The organism is Zunongwangia sp. HGR-M22, assembly GCF_027594425.1.
Lineage (GTDB): Bacteria > Bacteroidota > Bacteroidia > Flavobacteriales > Flavobacteriaceae > Zunongwangia.
Genome location: NZ_CP115159.1, coordinates 876,763 through 895,855 on the forward strand (window position 1 = coordinate 876,763; position 19,093 = coordinate 895,855).

Annotated in this window: 16 protein-coding genes and 1 other RNA gene; 4 read left to right on the top strand and 13 right to left on the bottom strand. The window is 35.1% G+C overall.

The window, feature by feature from the left end; translation table 11 throughout:
• Positions 1-162: 162 nt before the first annotated feature.
• Together PBT91_RS03865 and ssrA are read right to left on the bottom strand one after the other, a co-directional pair.
• The gene (locus PBT91_RS03865) at positions 163-486 is read right to left on the bottom strand and encodes a hypothetical protein (protein ID WP_270060473.1); all 324 of its coding nucleotides are present in this window, start codon (positions 484-486) and stop codon (positions 163-165) included.
• A 307-nt stretch (positions 487-793) separates the two neighbouring features.
• Positions 794-1,195, bottom strand: a transfer-messenger RNA (tmRNA) gene (gene ssrA, locus PBT91_RS03870).
• Between the two features lie 430 nt (positions 1,196-1,625).
• On the opposite strand from ssrA, the gene PBT91_RS03875 reads away from it, so the two are divergent.
• The 3 genes from PBT91_RS03875 (at position 1,626) to PBT91_RS03885 (ending at position 5,891) form a co-directional block, all read left to right on the top strand.
• On the top strand, positions 1,626-2,825 hold the full coding sequence (locus PBT91_RS03875) for an NAD(P)-dependent oxidoreductase (protein WP_270060474.1): 1,200 nt from the start codon (positions 1,626-1,628) through the stop codon (positions 2,823-2,825).
• A 59-nt stretch (positions 2,826-2,884) separates the two neighbouring features.
• Entirely contained in the window at positions 2,885-4,909 is a 2,025-nt protein-coding gene (locus tag PBT91_RS03880) for a M13 family metallopeptidase (RefSeq protein WP_270060475.1), read from the top strand.
• Positions 4,910-5,066: 157 nt separating this feature from the next.
• Positions 5,067-5,891 carry an endonuclease/exonuclease/phosphatase family protein gene (locus tag PBT91_RS03885; protein WP_270060476.1) on the top strand — a complete coding sequence of 275 codons (825 nt, stop codon included), beginning with the start codon at positions 5,067-5,069 and terminating at the stop codon, positions 5,889-5,891.
• Between the two features lie 90 nt (positions 5,892-5,981).
• On the opposite strand, the gene PBT91_RS03890 is transcribed toward PBT91_RS03885, so the two are convergent.
• The 11 genes from PBT91_RS03890 to kdsA all read right to left on the bottom strand — a co-directional run bounded on the left by PBT91_RS03890 (position 5,982) and on the right by kdsA (position 16,766).
• Positions 5,982-6,458 carry a hypothetical protein gene (locus tag PBT91_RS03890; protein WP_270060477.1) on the bottom strand — a complete coding sequence of 159 codons (477 nt, stop codon included), beginning with the start codon at positions 6,456-6,458 and terminating at the stop codon, positions 5,982-5,984.
• Between the two features lie 54 nt (positions 6,459-6,512).
• Entirely contained in the window at positions 6,513-7,286 is a 774-nt protein-coding gene (locus tag PBT91_RS03895; RefSeq protein ID WP_270060478.1) for an oxygenase MpaB family protein, read from the bottom strand.
• A gap of 2 nt (positions 7,287-7,288) precedes the next feature.
• Complete coding sequence (locus PBT91_RS03900; protein WP_270060479.1) at positions 7,289-7,606, bottom strand: hypothetical protein; 318 nt, start codon at positions 7,604-7,606, stop codon at positions 7,289-7,291.
• A gap of 46 nt (positions 7,607-7,652) precedes the next feature.
• Positions 7,653-7,958 (bottom strand): winged helix-turn-helix domain-containing protein, encoded by a 306-nt coding sequence (locus tag PBT91_RS03905; protein WP_270060480.1) that lies wholly within the window; start codon positions 7,956-7,958, stop codon positions 7,653-7,655.
• A 22-nt stretch (positions 7,959-7,980) separates the two neighbouring features.
• Positions 7,981-8,583, bottom strand: coding sequence for a hypothetical protein (locus tag PBT91_RS03910; RefSeq protein ID WP_270060481.1), 603 nt, complete (start codon positions 8,581-8,583; stop codon positions 7,981-7,983).
• A 111-nt stretch (positions 8,584-8,694) separates the two neighbouring features.
• The gene (locus tag PBT91_RS03915) at positions 8,695-9,552 is read right to left on the bottom strand and encodes a universal stress protein (protein ID WP_270060482.1); all 858 of its coding nucleotides are present in this window, start codon (positions 9,550-9,552) and stop codon (positions 8,695-8,697) included.
• Positions 9,545-11,170: a BCCT family transporter gene (locus tag PBT91_RS03920; RefSeq protein ID WP_270060483.1), complete on the bottom strand. Its 1,626-nt coding sequence runs from the start codon at positions 11,168-11,170 to the stop codon at positions 9,545-9,547. The genes PBT91_RS03915 and PBT91_RS03920 overlap by 8 nt, the downstream gene beginning before the upstream one ends.
• 16 nt (positions 11,171-11,186) lie before the next feature.
• Positions 11,187-12,347, bottom strand: coding sequence for a hypothetical protein (locus tag PBT91_RS03925; RefSeq protein ID WP_443089633.1), 1,161 nt, complete (start codon positions 12,345-12,347; stop codon positions 11,187-11,189).
• A 134-nt stretch (positions 12,348-12,481) separates the two neighbouring features.
• Complete coding sequence (locus PBT91_RS03930) at positions 12,482-13,645, bottom strand: porin (RefSeq protein ID WP_270060484.1); 1,164 nt, start codon at positions 13,643-13,645, stop codon at positions 12,482-12,484.
• Between the two features lie 148 nt (positions 13,646-13,793).
• Positions 13,794-15,713, bottom strand: a complete 1,920-nt coding sequence (locus PBT91_RS03935) for a TlpA disulfide reductase family protein (RefSeq protein WP_270060485.1) — start codon at positions 15,711-15,713, stop codon at positions 13,794-13,796.
• 234 nt (positions 15,714-15,947) lie between these two features.
• Entirely contained in the window at positions 15,948-16,766 is an 819-nt protein-coding gene (gene kdsA / locus PBT91_RS03940; protein ID WP_270060486.1) for a 3-deoxy-8-phosphooctulonate synthase, read from the bottom strand.
• Between the two features lie 399 nt (positions 16,767-17,165).
• On the opposite strand from kdsA, the gene typA reads away from it, so the two are divergent.
• Complete coding sequence (gene typA / locus PBT91_RS03945) at positions 17,166-18,968, top strand: translational GTPase TypA (protein ID WP_270060487.1); 1,803 nt, start codon at positions 17,166-17,168, stop codon at positions 18,966-18,968.
• Positions 18,969-19,093 lie beyond the last annotated feature (125 nt).

A 19,093-nucleotide genomic window follows, 5' to 3' on the forward strand; every position in this document is an offset into this window, starting at 1 on the left:
GAAAGCCCACAACATAAAGCTTATAAAGAAATATAATATCAATTTAGACCATTAAACTAAAAAACATATATACTAAAAATAAATCGATCATATAAAAACGTTAATTCCACTAAATTGCAAATACTATTGGAAATTGCACGAAATTTTAATTTGTTTTTTCTTCTAGTAAATAATGGGATAACGTCCTAGAAGTTGATTATTACGATAAACCTTAACTTCTTTTGCATTTTTAGGCTTACTAATAGAATCTCTTATTTCCAATAGTCTTTCAATATTTCCATCAATATATATATCCTCGAATTCATTACTCCCAGAAACTCTAAATATCTTTCCCATTCGAGAATCTTTTATTTCTAATATTCTACCCTGAAAATTTGTAGACTTATAAATTTCAAATCTTACACAGGATCTTATAATAAAAAATGCAAAAATGAGAGGCGTTATTATTAAGATAAGAATTCTTACTTGTCTTTCTTTCTTTGTCATTTTTATAAAATTAGTAATTCAAATTCTATTTATTTCTAAAACTTTTTTATCACCTTGGTAATTCCTAATATTTGAGTATTTCCAATTTATAGTATTAGTTACAAAGCCACTTAACACAGGATTATTATGGATGTAATCTATTTTTGGTTTGATAACCTTTTCACTACATAACTCTATAGGCTTTATGGTATTGCTAAAATTTAAAGTTTTTTTGGTATGCAATTATTGGATATTAAACATATTCCAATAAATAAAAACCCCGTAAATCCTAAGATTTCGGGGTTTTTGTTTGAATTTAATACTCAAAAAGTGGAGTCGGAGGGGTTCGAACCCTCGTCCAAACAAGCAATTCAGAAGCTTTCTACACGCTTAGTTTTCACTTGGATTGTCGGGAAAAAATCTGGCTGAAAACGACCTAATCTTTTCCGTATCCTCAATTAAGTTTCAGAACTGCATCAAGATCCTACAGTTCCTATATTTACTTTATCGGTGCCTCTGGTGTGGACGCCGTAAATCAAGGCTTCCACGAGACATCTCGGCTCCCTACCTAGTAGGGACTAAGCAAACCTACTATGATTCGGTTACGCAGCCAAGGCGTAGTTATTCTCGCCGTTTAAAAAAGTGTGAAATATGAGATTTACGAGCTATATCCCAGCGCTCGACGTGCTTACAACTCAATTAGACTCGCTGTCAAAACCAAGTCGACCCCATTATGTAAAGAACATTGTACTTTGTATGTGGGCGTTCCGTTTGCCCTATCGGCCAAACGGCGGGCTATTCGCTTTTAGTTTTTGTTCGTTGCCTTACAAAAAGCTAACCGCTGCTATCCCTAACGCAAAATCGAAATTCAATCAAACAAAGAACATTAATTCATCTTACCGTTTATAAAACAGTAAGGCCTGCAAAGGTACTATTAAATTTATATCTTTACTTAATAATCGAGATTTTAAATATTTTGTAACATTTTGAAAACCCACAAAAGTATTCGATCTCAAAATAGAAAGTTTAGATCATTAATTTTAAATTAGATAAACTAAACTTAATAGATTAAACGCAGTACGAGATTAAAAAAAGTCCGCTGTTTTTGCAAATCTGGACTTTAAAGCCATCTAAATATTGAACAAAACCTAAACCATCCTATGCTCAAATTCGCTATCATTCGAGAAGAAAAAACACCACCAGATCGTCGTGTAGTATTCTCCCCAAAACATCTCAAAAAAGCAAAAGATCAATTTCCCGAAGCTCAATTTAAGGTCCAGACTTCAGCTATTCGAATATTTAAAGACCAAGAATATCAAAACGAAGGATTTCAGGTTTCAGACGATATTAGTAATTGTGAGGTGATGATTGGTGTAAAAGAAGTGCCGATAGAAAGTTTAATTCCGAATAAAAAATATCTTTTCTTTTCCCATACCATCAAAAAGCAACCTTATAATCGTGATTTATTAAAGGCGATTTTGGATAAAAACATCGAGCTTTTTGATCACGAGGTGATTACCAGTGAAAGCGGAATACGACTTATTGGTTTTGGACGTTACGCGGGGTTGGTTGGAGCTTATAATGGATTTCGAGCGATCGGACTCAAAAACGAAATTTTCAATTTACCAAAAGCTGACGATCTTCCAGATCTAAATGCAATGTTGGCCGAATTAGATAAAATTAAAGTTCCGAATTTAAAAATAGTACTCACCGGTAGCGGAAAAGTAGCCCGTGGCGCTAAAGAAATTTTAGATCACCTAAAAATACGACAAGCTGAGGTTACCGAATATTTAGCTTCAGAATTTCAAGAGCCGGTTTATTGCCATATCGATGTGTTAGATTATAACAAACGCTTGGATGGCAAAGAAGGTAATATTCCAGAATTTTTTAAAAATCCCGAGTTGTACGAATCAGATTTTTGGCGTTTTGCAGTAAGTAGCGATTTCTTTATCGCAGGCCATTTTTATGGGCAGGGCGCTCCTGTGTTTTTCACAAAAGAAGAGGCGAAAACCCCTAATTTCAGAATAAAATATATTGCAGATATTTCCTGTGATATTGCCAAACCAATCCCCAGTACCATACGTGCTTCCACAATCGCCGATCCTATTTATGGTTATGACCCTAAAACCGAAAAGGAAACCGATTACAAAAATCCTGAAGCAATTACGGTAATGGCGGTCGATAATTTGCCCTGCGAATTGCCAAAAGACGCCAGTGAAGGTTTTGGCGAAATGTTTTTAGAACATGTGTTACCGGCATTTTTTAATAATGATAAAAACGGAATTTTAGAACGCGCAAGAATGACCAAAGATGGCAAACTAACCCCTAGATACAGCTACCTACAGGATTTTGTGAGCTAAAATGTAAAGTTAATCCAATATTGTAACTTATAAGGACATTATTTTAATCACTACTTTTTATGAAAATTAAAAAAACTACGTTACTTCTTCTGGGGTTGCTTTCTCTGGCCTCCTGTAAAAAGGAAGAACCTACTGAAAAAGAATTTATCGAAATTACCGGTGTCGATCATAGTTTAGAACCTGGCGATAATTTCTTTAGGTATGCAAATCGCAAATGGTACGATACGGTATCGATTCCAGAAACACAGGCTGGGGCAGGAGCGTACATGTTTATGAACTATCCGCAGCGACTTCGCTTACAAGGAATTCTGGATAGCGTTTCACAAAGTGAAAATCCTAAAGGAAGTATTGCTCAAAAAGTGGGCGATTTTTATGCTTCGGGGATGGATACTTTAACAATCAACAAAAGAGGATTCGAGCCTGTGAAACCAATTTTAAATGATATTGATGCTATTAACGATATTTCTGCTTTGATGCATTTTGTAGCTAAAGCCACGATATCGGGAAATACTTCAATCTTAAGTTTTTATGTTGGGCCAGATGATAAAAATAGTCAGATGAATATTGCGCATGCCGGTCAAACAGGAATTGGCCTGCCAGATCGGGATTATTACTTCAGCGAAGATTCAGAAACCGTGGCGATTCAGGAAGCTTATAAAAAATATCTTTCAACATTATTTGAACTTACCGGAGTTAACGAAACTGAAGCTAAAAAGAAAGCCGATTTGGTATACGATATCGATAAACAGATTGCCGATTCACATAGAACCAGGATTGAGCGCCGAGATGTAAAAGCGAATTATAATAAGATGGCGGTGAGCGATCTTGCTCGGAAACAACCTAATATTGGCTGGAAATCTGTTTTAGACGATTTCAACGCACAAACCGATTCAATCGATATTGGGCAACCGGAATATTATGAAAAGCTGAATTCACTTTTAAAATCTGTTCCGTTAGAAGATTGGAAGGTTTATTTAAAAGCACATACTTTAGAGAATTATGCCGATAATTTAAGTCGACCTTTTATAGATGCTGCCTTCGAATTTACTAAAGTGATTTCGGGGCAGGCAGTTCAGAAAACACGTGGGGAAATAATGGCGAGTGCCTTAGATGGATATCTTGGCGAAGCTTTAGGCCAATTATACGTTAAGAAATATTTTCCTGAAGAAGCTAAAGAGCGTATGCAGGAACTGGTTGATAATGTACAGAAAGCTTACGCGGCAAGAATCGAGAATTTGGAGTGGATGAGTGATAGCACCAAGATAAAAGCAAAAGAAAAGTTGGCTGCCATCACGAAGAAAATAGGGTATCCCGATCATTGGAAAGATTACGATAATGTGACTATCGATAGGGACGCTTATTTTGAGAATATTGTTTCTGCTTCTTCCGCAGCGTATCAACGTAATCTGGAAAAGCTAGTAAAGCCGGTAGATAAATCAGAATGGTTTACTACACCTTCAACGGTAACGGCATATAATAATCCTTCAGCAAACGAAATTGTTTTTCCGGCAGGAATTTTACAGCCTCCTTATTTTGATAACGACGCTGATGATGCTTTAAATTATGGTGGGATAGGAATGGTAATTGGGCACGAATTAACCCATACTTTCGACGATCAGGGAGCGCAATTTGATAAAGAAGGGAATGTAAAAAACTGGTGGACAGATAGCGATTACGAGAAATTCAAATCGAAGATTCAACAGGTGATCGATCAATACAGTGAATTTACGGTATTAGATTCGCTTCATATAAAAGGCGCCATGACGGTTGGAGAAAATACTGCTGATATTGCCGGAGTGGCCGTTGCTTACGATGCATTTAAGATGACAGAGCAGGGACAGGATACAACTAAAATTGGTGAGTTTACTCCCGATCAGCGATTTTTCCTTTCCGTAGCTAAAATATGGCGTGTAAAAATGAAAGATGAATTTTTACGATTATGGATTAATAATAATCCGCATTCGCCACCATCCTGGAGAGTTAATGGTCCATTGATGAATAGTACACCGTTTTATGAAGCATTCGATGTGAAACCAGAGGATTCATTATACGTTAAGGAAGTGGACAGAATTGTGATTTGGTAATTTCTTCAGAATTAATCTTCCGTTAACACGAAAACGATGACCAGGAAAAAAAATAGATCATAATTTGCAAAAAATAAGGATTGGTTAAAATTGAATAAACCAGTCCTTGTTTATTGCTATCTACATTTGTTTAAATAGTTGAAATTTACCCAAAACAATGAAAAGAAATCTTAGTGCCCTAATGCTAATTTGTTGCTTAACCAGCGCATTTGCTCAAACTAAATTGATGACCTATAATATCAAATATGCCAATGAAAACGATGGTGAAAATAGCTGGTCGTATCGCAAAGATTGGATTACCAATCAAATTAAGTTTTACGAACCCGATGTTTTTGGAGTTCAGGAAGCACTGCATACGCAGATTGCATATTTCGATGAACAGATGCCTAATTACAAGTATATTGGCGTAGGTCGTGACAACGGAAAAGAAAAAGGAGAATACAGTGCGATATTTTATAATACTAACAAATTTGAAGTTTTAAAAAGCAATACATTTTGGTTAAATAAAAATCCAACCAAAATCAAGAAAGGTTGGGATGCTGTTTTGCCAAGAATTTGCACATACGGACTTTTTGAAAATAAAGAAAGCGGAGAAAAATTCTGGCATTTTAATGCGCATTTTGATCATGTTGGTGTAAAAGCAAGACAGGAAAGCGCAAAACTTATTTTCGCTAAAATTCAGGAGTTGAATACCGAAAACTATCCTGTGGTATTAACTGGCGATTTAAATCTAACTCCAGAAACAAAAAGTATCCAGTATTTATCTGAAAAAATGCTTAATGCTAAAAGTGTAGCTGAACTTGTATTTGGTCCCACAGGAACTTATAACGGATTTAATTTTTCAGAACCGGTAACCACAAAACTTGATTATGTTTTTGTTTCAAAAAATGGATTCAAAGTAAAGAAACATGCTGTTTTAAGTGATTCGAAAGATTTACATTATCCCTCAGATCATTTACCGGTGCTAGTGATTTTAGAATAAATAAGTAATGGAGTTTATATGAAAAGCTATCTTTTGGATAGCTTTTTTTAATTTCTAAAATTCAGAATCAGATCGCGATTGAATTACCTCTCAATTATTGAAAATTACCGACGCTTGAAAAATCCTTTGCCTAAAATCTTCAAAATTAAGCTCAAGAATTTGCTTGAAATCATAGTGATGAAAAGTATTCGCATTTTTACCAATATGGAATGAGCGATAATAATACCTAAAGTAATCGGGTAGAATTAATTTTCCCAAAATGATCGCTCCAAACATATAAGGACTGCGTTTACCGTTACCCAAGCATAAATATTGTAGCGCGATTTCATCTTCAACCTTGGTTCCGTAACCGCAAAGTGTATGATAGGCATCATGACGCTCTACTTTTGCGATTAGCTCAAAATTATTTTTATTCAGAAAGTGACCAAGATGATATCCAAAACTTTCTTGGGGATATTTTAGGAGATCAGAGGTGCTAATATTCCAAGGAATATGATCGCGTTTTAGCCATTTAGTGTATACTTTCTGAGTTTGATCGAATAACCAATGAATTAATTTCTTTCGCATATTGATTAATTTAAAGTGCTTTGAAAAACAAAGTAAATGAGTAAAATTTTTTGATTAATGAGTGGTGGAATGATCTAAGGCTTTTATATCTTTTTTATACTTCTTAGGAAGTAGAAGTTCTTTTAATACATAATTCATTCTGAAAATTTTGCTTAGGCGATACAAAGGAAGTACACCAATAAGCAGCGATTTATTTTTGAAGTTTAGTAAATGCCTCACCCTGGCAGGAGCCATTAAGGTTTGCGCCTCTAATAATAAAAAATAGCGGATGGCACCCAAATTCTTTTTGTACTGAATAAAAAGATCTTCGGTGTATTTACTATATTCAAAATTCTGTTTCAGCTGAAGTTCGCGTTGTTTTTCCCAGGCTAAAAAATCTTCAGGTAGGCCTGCAATCTTCATTTGCTTGCCAACTCTCGAGAAAACTTCAAAAACTTCATTCTTTTCAGCTAAAGTCAGTTTACGTTCCAGTGCTTCAAAAGCTCTTATAGAATAATCAATAAGCATAAAAAGTACATCCCGATATGCCCAATCTGGTATTCTAGCACCGCGATTTTCTTCAACTTGACCATGAATTTTATTCATCTGGTCAATCGCCTGGAAAGCAGCTTTTTCTTCAGCAAAAACAATTAGTTTTGCATAATTCACGGTAGAGAAGAGGCGACCTAAAGGATCTTTTGGAAGCCTGCCGGTGTAATACAACCAGTCTACCGCTTTATTTAATGCAAATTCTGCAGCAGCTCCGGCAAAAATAAAAAGTATAGTATCTGCCTTACCCCAAATTTCCCTAACGATAGATTGTTTGCTTGTGAAATATTTGGTTTCCATAACTAATCCCAAAGTCCTACTTGCGCTAATGCAAAAACAAGGCTTAACCAAAAGATGAAGAGAAAGCAAAATCCGCAGAAAAGGTTAATTATATTTCCGTATTTATGGTCTTTAAAAAATAAATCATGGATCAGGTAATAAAATAAACCACTGCAGGCACCACCAATCGAAGTGGTAATTATAGGGATATACACCCAGCTTTCAATTTCGCCAACTATTAATAAGATGACTGCCAATAAGAGTAATGCAATTCCTGCTCCGGTAAGTGCTCGTTTAGAGGCCAAAGCGTAATTTAATTTCAATGGATGTTCTATAGTCATAATACATAATTTTACTTTGAATTTCAAAGTAGATTAATAAAAAAATTTAGTTTAGCTCGTTTCTCGATTTTATAATGCTTTCCAACGCATCGATATGCTTTTTAAATGCTAATTTCCCAAGTTTGGTCGCTTTGTATTTGGTGTTTGGTTTTCGATCTACAAAAGATTTTTGAACCTCAAGATATTCGGCTTTTTCAAGCGCTTTTATATGGCTGGCAAGATTACCATCAGTCACTGCTAAAAGTTCTTTTAACTGATTAAAACTCGCTTTTTCGTTTACCACTAAAACCGACATGATGCCCAAACGAATTCGGTGATCAAAAAGTTTATTTATATTTTCTATAATACTCACTTGCAGAATTTTTCTTCGGAAATTATTTTTTCTGAAAATTCATTAAACTTCCGTAGATAATATGCAAAAGTCCGAATCCTATCGTCCAAAACCAAAATCCGAATCCAGGAAAACAAGCGCAAATTAATCCAATTATTATTTCTGAAATTCCTAAATATTTAATGGTGCCAATCGTATATTTTGAAGCATTTAGCAAGGCCAGTCCATAGAAAATAAGCATCAGCGAAGGCGCAGCTTCAATTTGGCCTTGATTCAATTTTAAAAGAATATAAGCACCACCGGTAAGTAACGGAACCAAAAAATGGAAGACTAATCGCTTTGCGGTTTCATCCCAGATCTGCTCATCATTTTTCTTCGCTTCTTTTACAGAAAGAAAGTATGCGGTAATTATACTAAACATTAAAACTAGCATTAATATAATCACTATTGGTAATAGAACTTCTGGGTTGGCCACATTTTGATCTTCTAATACATTCGATAAAAAGAATATTTTAGCAATACCTGCTCCAAGGATCGCATAGATGCCGGCCATAATTCCCGACGTGCCACTTAGAGAAAGAAAGCGCGAAGAGCGATTCATTAAATTCCGGATTTCAGATAAATCCTGTGAATAATCTTTATTCATATTAAAGTACTTTGAATTACAAAGTAAGTGTATAAAAATAAATTATGCAACTGAATTTTGAAATTATAGTTTAAAAAAACAGTTGCATAATTTAATCAAAATATCTTCTCTTTACTTCACTATCCAAATTGGGATTTTGGCATTAGAAGTCGAAAGCTCATCGGTAACACTTCCCAGCATTAGGGAAGAAATGTTATTACTTCCTTTATCTGCAACCATCAGTAAATCTGCGCCACGATCTTGTGAATATTCAACCAGCTTTTCAGCAATACTAGATTCTTTACTTTCTAAAGAATACTTTGCAATATCATATGGTTTATGCAAGCGCTTTACAAATTTCTCTAAGCGCTCTTCACTATGTTTTTTAATCTTAGACTTCAAAGTTTCGTCTGATACATACGGCGAAAACTGCGCAGGTATATGATAAACATGGGCAGCCGTAACCTTAGCATCAGTGTTTTTTTGAATATAATCTACATTATTGTAAATTTTCATACAGCTTCTTGAAAAATCGGTCCCTATCCAAATATTTTCAATTTTATTTTGAGTTGTCTCTGGGATAATGATTATAGGGCATTTTACCATTCTTAATAATTTGTCGGTAAGCACGCCAGCACCTTCATAATCGATTTTATTACCAACAAGAATCATATCGATATAGTATTTGTTTACGATATGATTAAATATGGATTCTGTGTAAGGATCTTCAGCAATCAGTGTGTCCCATTCTACATCGGCATCAAAACTGCTGTTTATTTTCTCGCTAAGTTCATCACCAATAATTTGTTCCAGATCCAAATCTTTTAATTGCTCCTGAAACAATTCAGAAATCGCGTATTTCTTTACATTATGAGTGAAGTAAACCTTCTTTATGTTCAGTTTTTTGGCTAAAAAAGAAGCATATTTAATAAGGTGATCATCCATTGGTGATAAATCAAGCCCTACCAGTATATTATTAATGTTAGTCATTTTGATCGGCTTTTTTCAGGTTTCTTTTTTGTACTATATTTTTAACTACTTCTTCGTAATTTTCTTTTTGTTTTTGCTCTTTCTTCTTATTTAGTTTTTTCATGTCTTCGTTAAGTCCTTTGTATAAAGAGTAACACATGATGAGCAGAATAAAAGCAAAGGGGAGACCTGTTACAATCGATGCTGTTTGCAAGGCTTGTAGTCCACCTCCAATAAGTAAAACGGCTGCAATCGTACCTTCGGCGAATGCCCAGAAAATTCGTTGACTAATTGGTGAATCAATTTTTCCTCCTGAAGTTAAACTGTCTACTACCAAAGAACCAGAATCGGAAGAGGTAACAAAGAATCCTGCAATCAAGATCACTCCAACTACGTTAAGTACGGTAGCTAATGGAAACTGTTCTAAGAAAACGAAAAGGGCTGTAGCAACATCATCGTTTACTGCTTCAACAATAGCATTATCACCGGTTAAAACTTGTTGGATAGATGCGCTACCAAAAGCTGAAATCCAGAAAAAAGTAATTAGAGAAGGAACGATAAGTACACCTAATGTAAACTCTCTAATGGTTCTACCTTTAGACACACGAGCAATAAAGGTTCCCACAAAAGGAGACCATGCAATCCACCAACCCCAGTAAAATACTGTCCAGTCGTTTTGCCATTTTGTGCCGGTAAAACTTTCTGTCCAGGTAGAAATCATAAGGAAGTCAGAAAAATAGTTTCCTGTGTTTTGTACGAAAGACTGAAATATAAAAATAGTTGGTCCTAATACTAAAACCAGTAATAATAGAACAACCGCAATACGCATGTTCCATTCACTTAAAATTCTTACACCTTTATCTACACCTAAAACTACAGAAAGGGTGGCGACGGCAGTAATACCTGCAATTAATATCACCTGAGTAGTAATATCGTTGGTGATTCCAAAAACGTGTTCTACACCCGCAGCAATCTGTTGCACTCCAAATCCTAACGAGGTTGCAAGACCAAAAAGTGTGGCTAAAACAGCGAAAATGTCAATAATATTTCCAATCCATCCGTGAATTTTATCGCCAATAAATGGATAAAATACCGATCTAATAGTAAGCGGTAGACCTCGAGAATAGGTGAAATAAGCTAAAGCTAAACCTACTAAAGCATAAATACCCCAGGCGTGGAATCCCCAGTGAAGAAAGGTGAAACTCATCGCTTCACGAGCTGCTTCAACGGTACCACCTTCCGCCATTGGTGGCGTGTTAAAGTGGTTTATAGGTTCTGCAATACTCCAAAATAGTAATCCAATTCCCATACCTGCGCTAAAAAGCATCGCAAACCAGGAACCTGTTTTAAATTCAGGTTTTGCATTTTGCCCACCAATTCTTAGGTTTCCAAATTTGCTAAATGCGAGATAAAGCATAAAGCCTAGGAAAATGTTTACTACGAGTATGAAAAACCATCCTCCGTTGTTGGCTACGTAATTTTGTACATTTTCGAATATTTTTTCTGCTTTTTTATCATAAATAAGTGTCAAGATAATACTCGCAATAATAATAATCGTGGATGTAAAGAAAACCGGACCGTTAACTTCGAGCCCAAAAAGGGACTTTCCTTCATCACTTCTTTTTACTTTTTCTGCCATACTAAATTGTTAGTTGTTAAAAATAATATCCTATATTTATATTAAACCGAGCCTCCCATTTGGCATCGGGAGTTCCCACAGAGAAATCATCTACAAAATCTCCTCCAAGCCAGGAATGATTGTAACCAGCGGCATAATCGATGTAAGTATAAATCTGACCGGCGGTCACTAAAATTCCGGTTACATTCATAAATGAGTCTCCAAAACTTTCTTCAGCTTTATCCATAAAACCAAAATCATTATAGAATTCCAAATTTGATATTGGTCCTATTTCAACAGGAACTTTTCTGCTAACTGCTAGCGTATACATATTAAAATCTGCTGCGACCTCGTATGGAGCGCCATATGCTGCGAATTTTAAAACGTTGCTATTCACGGTATCTGGTGTAGCGGGGTTATGTTCGATAATCATCCCTTGTGCCTTTACATTCCACTTTTCACCCAAGTATTCATAATGAAGGGCAAAACCATGATGGTCTCCTGTTTCTTCAGTATCAATATTATAAATACCACCGTACTGTACAGATGTTCCTATCTGGTGATTTTTATTTTTGCCAAACTTATAAATAAATTTACCGTTGAACTGATTAATTTCTTTATTTCTGCCAGCAATATCGTAAGAGTATCTAGAAGGAGATACTTCTGTATTGCTTCCAAATCGTAATTCTTCTGCGTTTTTGAAGAAAGCAAATTGATACTGGAAATCCTCTGAATCATGCATATATTTTATTCCCATGTCGTGGTCGTCCTCTAAGCCAACATAATAAGTGATATTGAAAAACCAGTTATGAGAATTGTATTGCTGAAGTCCGAATGGTACCTGAGTAAGTCCTACCTGAATTTGATCCTGCTTGTTAAAATTATAACCAACCCATCCTTGTTTTAGAAATCCTCCGCCAAAAGACTCAGAATACAGTCGATATTCTACATTTAAGAAGATGTCTTTATAAGATCCTTTTGCATTAATACGGAACATGTCGTAGCCAAAATCGCCTCCACGTTTTTTTTGTCCCTCTTTCCAACTGGAGAGATTGTAATTAAAACGTAATGCGCCACCAATATCCAACTTGGGCTTTTCGGCTTCGTTGTCATTTTGCGCCATCACCGAGGAAAAGCAGAAAAGAAATGCAGTGCCTAAGAGTAATTTGTAAGTTTTAGAAAGTAAATTTTTGTTCATTCACTATGGTTTTAAATGATTTTTGCGAAACAATAAAAAACTGCCTCAAAAACCTAAAAATTAGTAAATTCTTAGATCATCTTTAGGAGGAATTTATAGAATTATTTCCAAATAAACATTATACATCTAGTTTTTTAGAAGTAATACCCCACGTTAATGTTAAAACGAGCTTCCCATTTTACACCAGGATCACCAGTAGAAAATTCGTTATCAAAATCACCACCCAGCCATGAATGATTGTATCCGGCCGCATAATCAATATAAGTGCTTATAGGTCCAGAATTTATAAGAACTCCAAAGACGTTCATATACGATTCTGCAAAGCCATCAATACTTTTGTGCATATATCCAAAATCGTTATAAATTTCAATTTTTTCTACAAAATCTCTGTCGATGTTAATTAGGCGTGAAATTCCAAAGTTATAAATTTCAAAATCTGTAGCAACTTCATAAGGCGTACCATACGCACCCATTTGTATAATATCTCTGGAATTGCCGGGAGCATTTTCAGGATTAAACTCGGCTTTAGTTGCCTGTGCTTTTATAAACCAATCTTCGGTTCTAAATTCATAATGGACTGCAAGAGCATAGCGATCTCCGGTTTCCTGGGTCTCAATATTGTAAATGCCGCCATATTGCGCAGAAAGTCCAATTTTGTGCATGCCGTCTAGATTGGGCTTGTAAACTATTTTTCCGTTAATTTGGTTGACTTCTTTATTTTTTCCTACAATATCATACGAATATCGACTAGATGATGCAGCGGAGTTATTACCAAAGGTCAATTCTTCACCATTCTTGAAAAAAGCAGCATAGTATTCAAACATATCTCCTTTATATGAATATCGAACTCCCATATCGTAATCGTCTTCAAGACCTACATAATATGGAAGATTTAAAAACCAGTTATGAGAGTTATAACGCTCGATCCCAAAAGGAACCTGTAATAAGCCAATTTGAATTTCTTGCTCTTCATTTAAATGATATCCCAGCCAACCTTGTTTTAAAAAATTTCCCCCAAATGCTTCAGAGTAAAATCGATATTCTGCATTTATATAAAGATCTTTATACTCTCCCTGCACAGCAAGACGAAATAGATCGAAACCAAAATCGCCTCCTCTTTCCTTCATTTCTGGCTTCCAGGAAGATAAGTTGTAATTGAAGCGGAGGGCACCTCCTATATCTAATTTAGGTTTCGGTTTTTCATCGCTTTTTTCCTGGGCATTACATTCCTGAAGTGGTAAAAAGCATAAAATAAGTAAAGCAATGCAGTAGTTTTTTAGAGGTAGTTTTTGTTTCATTTATTCGGTTTTTTTTAAGTTACACTGAAATAAATTAATTCAGCATTAAATGCGTGATTTTAATATTTAATTAAAGTTTTTTCAATAAAAAAGGCCCTCTAAAAAGAAGGCCTCGATATAATTTTTGAAATAAACTATCTCAATTACTTTATGATTTGGCAAGTTCAATCATAATTTCAATTTCCTCAGCAAGTTTATCTGGATTTCCATTATATCCTACAGATTTAAATTTGATGCGGCCATCTGGTCCTACAACAAATTTCGTAGGAATTCCCGATACGCCATAAGCATCGACAACTTTAAAATCGTTGCTATCTTCTACTTTTTCATCCATTAAAACATGGAAGTCGTATTCGTTAGATTCGATAAATTCGGTAACTTCTTTCATACGAGCATCTGGAGCTTGTCTTTCCCAAGTATCGATAAATAAGAATTTTACGTTTGGATTGTCCTGATTTGCAACAACAGCTTTTTGCATTCCCGGGAAGGAGCTTTTGCAAGGCCCACACCAGGTCGCCCAGAAATCTAGGATCACGGTTTTTCCTTTTAATTCACTTAGAGCAATTTCATTACCGTCAAGGTCTTTAAGTTTAAACTTGCTCGCCTCTTCATCGATCATCTTCTTCTTTAAATCGCTTTTAGCTTTAGCATGTCCTTTTTCTTCAAGCATCGCAAGTTCTTCTTCAAAGCCAGAAGTGTCTCCAGTAGCGGTATAGGCTTCTTTATAGTATTCTTTTAATTTTTCAGAACCTTTATTTTCGGCAATAAAAGCTGAAGCTTTTTCTTTAGCGACATCATATTGTTCGTCTTCTACTAAATATTGAATGTATTTTTCAGCAATCTCAGCATCGGCCATTTTCGATTTTGTAGCCATTTCCTGATATTTTATCGCTTCTTTTAATTGGTCTTGCTTATACATTATAGTTGCATAAGTGTCCTGATACATTGCTTTGCTATAATCTATATTGCTAGAATGCTGTGAAGCCGATTGTGTATTTGGCTTATCTTTGGCATCAATATTATCCATAAGATCTAGTGATTTTTTGGATAATTTCTGCGCCTTATCTAATTCTTTATCTTCTTCAGCTAGCTTCCATGCAATGCTGTTATAAACTGAAGCAGATCTCATTTTCATACCTATTTTTGAAGCATAATCTTCTGCTTTATCAATTTCACCTTCAGCAGCTAATTCGGTTGCAAGCATAGACAGCATGTAATCTCTAAACATATTGTCTTTGCCAATCTTATCCTGATAATCTTCAAAAACCTTTTCTTTTTCCGTAGCTCCTTTTGCTTGATACATTTTCGAATAAAAAGCCTGGCTAGCCATGGTTCCTTTTGGGAATTTTTCAGGAATTAAATTTTGAAGCGAATCGGCGGCTTCTTTATTACCAACAATAGAATTCATTCTATACAGATTGGTATAATCATCTTCAGTTAAAGAATCATTATCTTTTGCTGCCATCATTTGTTTTTCTACAAATGCAGTTGCTTTTTCTTTATCAGATTTGATAAGGCTAACGTAGTTGCTGCTCCATTTTTTTTCTAATTGGGGATCTTTTTTAAAGTCGGCTTCAAACTTAGAAGTGATTGAATCTTCTGGCATTTCAATATTGCCATAGCGATCGCCCTGGCTATACAAATTTGCAATTTGGGCATTGCTACCGGTAAGAGCATTACCTTCTTCATCATAAAGTGGAAGAACATAACCGTCTTTTTTATTACTGTCTTCTATACCATATTGTTTAAACTGAAAAGAAATTGCAGTAACTGTATCCGGGATTTTTATGCTTGAAGAATACATGTTAGCAGAATCTTTAAGGTCTAAATCTTGTGGGTAAATGCCGTTACTGGTCATAAAGTTAACGGTGCCTTTTACTTTTTCGTCTTCGGCCTGTGGGATACTATCTTTAGCGGTGTAGCTAATTTTTATGTCGTCTCCCGGTTGCGGGAATTCTTTACTAATATGCAACGCTCCTATATCTTTTCCTTGATCTTCGGGCTCATTATTCTCGCAAGAAGTAAGCGCTGCACATAAAGCCAAAGCGGGCAATGCTAATTTTTTCATTATGTTGGTGATTTATAAGTGGTTTAAGGTTGAAAATAGTTAAAATGAATAACTATTTTATGCATAAGCGTTTATTTAACATTTAGACTGAATTTTCAATAAAATAAATTAAGCTAGATGAATAACAATTAAAAATAGCTTCGATTTTTGATAAAAGCACAAAGGCTCTAAATTTCTTAGAGCCCTTATTTATCATATTTTAATGAAAATTTAAATGTCTTTAAATATCGCCTATCAAAACGTATTAATGGTTTGTCGAATAGCAACAAGATTAGTCATCAACTTTTCCAAATATTTTAAGTCGAGCATATTTGCGCCGTCACTTTTTGCATTTGCGGGATCAAAATGCGTTTCAATAAATAAACCATCTACATTATTCACCACTCCGGCTCTGGCAATAGTTTCGATCATATCTGGCCGACCACCAGTAACACCGCTGGTCTGGTTTGGTTGTTGCAAACTATGGGTTACATCCAAAACCGTTGGTGCAAATTCTCGCATGGTAGGAATTCCTCTAAAATCAACAATCATGTCTTTATAGCCAAACATGGTACCGCGATCGGTTACCATAACCTGTTCGTTATTACAATCGGTAACTTTGTTCACAGCGTGTTGCATAGCTTCTGGGCTCATAAACTGGCCTTTTTTAAGGTTAACAGTTTTACCAGTTTCTGCAGCGGCTACTACAAGATCGGTTTGCCTTACTAAAAATGCAGGAATTTGTAGAATATCAACATATTCTGCAGCTAGTTTTGCATCGTTTATTTCGTGAATGTCGGTAATCGTGGGGACTTTAAAAGTTTCTGAAACTTTTCTTAGAATTTTAAGTGCTTTTTCATCACCAATCCCGGTAAAACTGTCTATTCTAGATCGATTTGCTTTTTTAAAACTTCCTTTAAAAACGTAAGGAATTTTCAGTTTATCGGCAATTTCAACAACTCTTTCAGCAATTTTCAAAGCCATATCTTCACCTTCAATAGCGCAAGGACCGGCTAGAAGGAAAAAGTTGTCTGACTTGGCATTATGTATTTGTGGTATGTTTTCTAACTTCATTGGTTCAACTAATTAATTCAGCAAAGATAAGATTTTAAAATCCACTAATTATATTTTACCATATATATGGCGAAATTCAGCACTTTTTATGAAAAAGGACATGGTAAGTTTTTTGACGATCAAAGGTCTATTTTTTAAGCGGAATTATATTGGTTAGCATGGGAAGCTTTTTAGCTTATAATCAGAATGATGAAATTAATTTTTTTGCTTATTTATTTCTGTTTGTTGGATTTATTTATCTGGTTATTTTTAGCTATTTTACAATTAAAAGCTTAAATTGATTGTAACTAATTGTAAAACAATTTGTTACTTTTGGATCATTATTTTTCAATAATATAAATTTAGGCTTTATATAGCGAAAAATAGCTGTATATTTGCGCCCTTTAAAAACAGGCTTTTATGGCAGCTATTAAAAATATTGCAATTATTGCACACGTTGACCACGGTAAGACTACCCTGGTTGATAAGATCATGTATCATTGTCGTTTATTTAGAGAAAACGAAAATACTGGTGACCTTATTTTGGATAATAACGATCTTGAGAGAGAACGTGGTATTACCATTACTTCTAAAAACGTATCTGTAGTATATAAAGATACAAAGATTAACATTATTGATACTCCTGGTCACGCCGATTTTGGTGGAGAGGTAGAGCGTGTGTTAAATATGGCAGATGGTGTTTTACTTTTAGTAGATGCTTTTGAAGGGCCTATGCCACAAACTCGTTTTGTATTACAAAAAGCAATCGATCTAGGTTTAAAACCTTGCGTTGTGGTAAATAAAGTTGATAAAGAAAACTGTACTCCAGATGAGGTTCACGAAAAAGTATTCGATCTTATGTTCGAGCTTGGAGCAGAGGAGTGGCAGTTAGACTTCCCAACAGTTTATGGTTCTGCAAAGAACAACTGGATGAGTGAAGACTGGAAAAACCAGACAGAAAATATCGAACCATTATTAGATATGGTTATCGAGCATATTCCTTCTCCAAAAGTAGATAAAGACGGATCGCCGCAAATGCTAATTACGTCTTTAGATTTCTCTTCTTTTACAGGAAGGATCGCAATTGGTCGTTTACAACGAGGAATTTTAAATGAAGGAATGAATGTTTCTTTGGTGAAAAGAGACGGTTCTATTAAGAAAACAAAGATTAAAGAGCTTCATACTTTTGAAGGTTTAGGCCGTAGAAAAGTGGAAACAGTTGAAGCCGGTGATATTTGTGCGGTTGTAGGTTTAGAAGGGTTTGAAATTGGTGATACTATTGCTGATTTAGAAAATCCCGAAGGTCTTAAAACTATCGCTATTGATGAGCCTACAATGAGTATGTTGTTCACGATTAATGACTCTCCTTTCTTTGGAAAAGATGGTAAATTTGTGACATCAAGACATATTAAAGATAGACTTACCAAAGAATTAGAAAAAAACCTTGCGCTTAGAGTTCATGAAACAGATAGTGCTGATAAATTTTTAGTTTATGGACGTGGTGTACTTCACTTGTCTGTACTTATCGAAACTATGCGTCGTGAAGGATATGAACTTCAAATTGGGCAACCACAGGTAATCATCAAAGAAATTGATGGTGTTAAATGTGAGCCGGTTGAAGAATTAACTATCGATCTTCCAGAAAATGTTTCTGGTAAAGCGGTAGAAATGGTAACACTTCGTAAAGGAGAAATGTTATCTATGGAAGCTCGTGGTGAGCGTATGGTTTGTGAATTTTTAATTCCATCTCGTGGAATTATCGGTTTACGTAATCAGTTATTAACTGCTACTGCTGGTGAGGCTATTATGGCGCACCGATTTAAAGAATATCAACCATTAAAAGGAGGTATTCCAGAGCGTTTAAATGGATCTTTAGTTTCTATGGAGAAAGGTACCGCAATTCCTTATTCTATTGATAAACTTCAGGATCGTGGTAAATTCTTTGTAGATCCAGGTGAAGATATTTACGAAGGTCAGGTTATTGGTGAGAACTCACGTCAGGACGATATGGTTGTGAATATCACTAAAACTAAAAAGCTTTCTAACGTTCGTTCTTCAGGAGCAGATGATAAAGCGAAAATTGTACCAGCAATTAAGTTTTCTCTGGAAGAAGCTTTAGAATACATTCAGAAAGATGAGTATGTAGAAGTTACACCAAATCATTTAAGACTTCGAAAGATTTATCTAACAGAAAATGACAGAAAAAGAAATAAAATTATCTAATCGATAGTTTTATACTGAAATAGAAGAAACCTCACAGTCCTAAACTTGTGAGGTTTTTTTATGGTCGACGGTTTACAGCTGTCAGCCTTCAGCTTCATTCAAAATTCAATATTTGATTAACTGAA